At 64.7% G+C, this 2,678-nt stretch carries 3 protein-coding genes; 1 reads left to right on the forward strand and 2 read right to left on the reverse strand.

Annotation, left to right across the window (positions count from 1 at the left end):
* Positions 1-715 (reverse strand): succinate--CoA ligase subunit beta (locus tag AC5JJ6_RS08175; protein WP_496041561.1); only part of this gene is annotated, 715 nt, incomplete at its 3' end.
* A 228-nt stretch (positions 716-943) separates the two neighbouring features.
* Positions 944-1,912, reverse strand: a complete 969-nt coding sequence (gene mdh / locus AC5JJ6_RS08180; RefSeq protein WP_496041562.1) for a malate dehydrogenase — start codon at positions 1,910-1,912, stop codon at positions 944-946.
* A gap of 268 nt (positions 1,913-2,180) precedes the next feature.
* On the opposite strand from mdh, the gene AC5JJ6_RS08185 reads away from it, so the two are divergent.
* A complete protein-coding gene (locus AC5JJ6_RS08185) occupies positions 2,181-2,576 on the forward strand; it encodes a hypothetical protein (RefSeq protein WP_496041563.1) in 396 nt (131 codons plus the stop codon).
* Positions 2,577-2,678: the final 102 nt, after the last annotated feature.

Consider the following 2,678-nt stretch of genomic DNA (forward strand, 5'->3'; position numbering starts at 1 on the left):
CCACGTCCTTGTGGCGGAACAGGGCGTTGTCGTCGAAGTTCATCTTGGCGTCGAGCGCGATGATGTCGCCCGAACCGGTCACGACCAGCGGGTTGATCTCCACGATCGAGGCGTCGAGGTCGATGAAGGCCTTGTAGGTCGCCAGGATCAGCTTGACTGCCGCGTTGACCTGCTTGCCTTCGAGGCCGAGGCCGAAGGCGATCTTGCGGGCATGGAAGCCCGAGATGCCGGTGGCCGGGTCGATCGCGACCTTCAGGATCTTCTCAGGCGTGTTGTGGGCGACCTCTTCGATCTCCATGCCGCCCTCGGTCGAGGCCATCACGGTGACGCGGGAGGTGGCGCGGTCCATCAGCAGGCCGAGATACAGCTCGCGCTTGATGTCGCAGCCTTCCTCGATATAGAGGCGCTTGACTTCCTTGCCGGCGGGCCCGGTCTGCTTGGTCACGAGGACGTGGCCCAGCATTTCCTTGGCGTTCGAAGCGACATCCTCGACCGACTTGACGACGCGGACGCCGCCCTTGCCTTCCGGGTTGTCGGCGAAACGCCCGGCACCGCGGCCGCCGGCGTGGATCTGGGACTTGACCACATAGACGGGTCCGCCCAGGTCCTTGGCTACCTGTTCGGCCTCGGGGATGGTGTAGGCGACGCCGCCGCGCGGCACCGACACACCATATTTTTTCAGCAGGTTTTTGGCCTGGTATTCATGGATATTCATGGACGTCCGTCTATCTGATGGCGGCTATCTGGTGACGGGGGCAAGCATCGCGTCGCGACATCGACTTGGCTGCCCCGGTTCGAACCGGTTCACGGAGTATGCCGGCCGCTCAGTCTAGCACTCTCCGGTACCGGATTTGAACCGGACGAGGCCAAACCCCCTGCGGCGTTTGGCCCGCCGTGACACGAAAAAGGCCGCCGGGGACGGCGGCCTCTTGAGAAGGCCGCCTCAGGAGGCGGGCTTCTCGCTTTCCAGGTTCTTGACGACTTCGACCAGGGTCTTCACGGCCCCGACCGAGCTGTCGAACTGAGCCTTTTCCTCGGCGTTCAGTTCGATCTCTACGATCTTCTCGACGCCGCCGGCGCCGATGATCACCGGCACGCCGACATAAAGGTCGTCGACGCCGTATTGGCCCGTCAGGTGTGCGGCGACCGGCAGGACGCGCTTCTTGTCCTTCAGGTAGCTTTCCGCCATGGCGATCGCGGAAGCCGCCGGCGCGTAGAAGGCCGAACCGGTCTTCAGCAGCTTGACGATCTCGGCGCCGCCGTCACGGGTGCGCTGGACGATGGCGTCGAGCTTTTCCTGGGTGGTCCAGCCGAGCTTGACGAGGTCGGGCAGCGGGATGCCGGCGACGGTGGAGTAGCGGACCAGCGGGACCATGGTGTCGCCATGGCCGCCCAGCACGAAGGCGGTCACGTCTTCGACCGAAACCTTGAACTCTTCGGCCAGGAAGGTGCGGAAGCGGGCGCTGTCGAGCACGCCGGCCATGCCGACGACCTTGTTGGTGGGCAGGCCGGATGCCTGCTGGAGGACCCACACCATGACGTCGAGTGGGTTGGTGATGACGATGACGAAGGCATCGGGCGCATGCTTGCCGATGGCGGCGCCGACCGTTTTCATGACACCAGTGTTGATGCCGATCAGGTCGTCACGGCTCATGCCGGGCTTGCGGGGAACGCCCGCGGTGACGATCACGACGTCGGCGCCTTCGATGACCGAGTAGTCGCTGCCGCCGGTGAGGACGGCGTCGAAACCCTCGACCGGGGCCGACTGAGAGATGTCCAGCGCCTTGCCGTCCGGCATGCCTTCCGCGATGTCGAACACGGCGATGTCGCCAAGTTCCTTCAAGCCTGCCAGCAGGGCGAGCGTGCCCCCGATCTGGCCGGCGCCGACGAGCGCGATTTTATTGCGTGCCATGAAGCGTTCCCCAAGTGTTGCGGAGATGGTTATACAAGGGAGCGAGGGTCACTTTCGGCCGGGCCTGACGACCCTCAAATCCGCGCGGGTACGTACTCCGAATCTGGCCGCAGGGCAAGGGGGACGGGATGCCCTCAAGCGAGCGGCGGTTGAAACGCACCCGCTAACGGCCCGCTTCCGCCGCCTCTCCGGAATAGCGCTTCGGGAACCGGAGCCCGGCACTTAACGTTTGGATGGTAATACCAAAATTCGGCGATGGAGGGCGTTCATGAGGACTTGGGTCTACGGTTTGTGCGGCGCGGCGGCGCTTATGGCCGTCTCTTCGCCCATACAAGCACAAGTAGCAATGGAGCCGGCCGAACGGGCCAGGGCGACCGACGAGGCGCAGCCCACGCCACCGGGCATCACCGTCCTGGAACCCCGTTCGGACGCGGTGGAGACGTTCGAATGCCGGTCCTTGCAGACATTGCTGATGGTTGCAATCCCGACATGGGAAGAAGCCGGCGCCTGGTTCGAGACACCCTTCCGGCAGAGCGAACCCAGCCTCGAACAGGCGGCCGCGCGCCAGCGTTGCCGCGATGCGCTGGCCAGGCCGGTGGTCCGCTTCGAAGCGAACGTTCCGGTCAAACGGCCGGTCGACCGGGTGCCACGGCCGGGTATGTAACCGCCGGACGGGGTGGACGGGCCGGGCGAGATGCCTTCGAATCGATCTTTTCAGGACCGGTTCAGGTCGCGGCGGCAGATTGACGCAGTATCCGATAGTCTG

The organism is Skermanella sp., assembly GCF_059503625.1.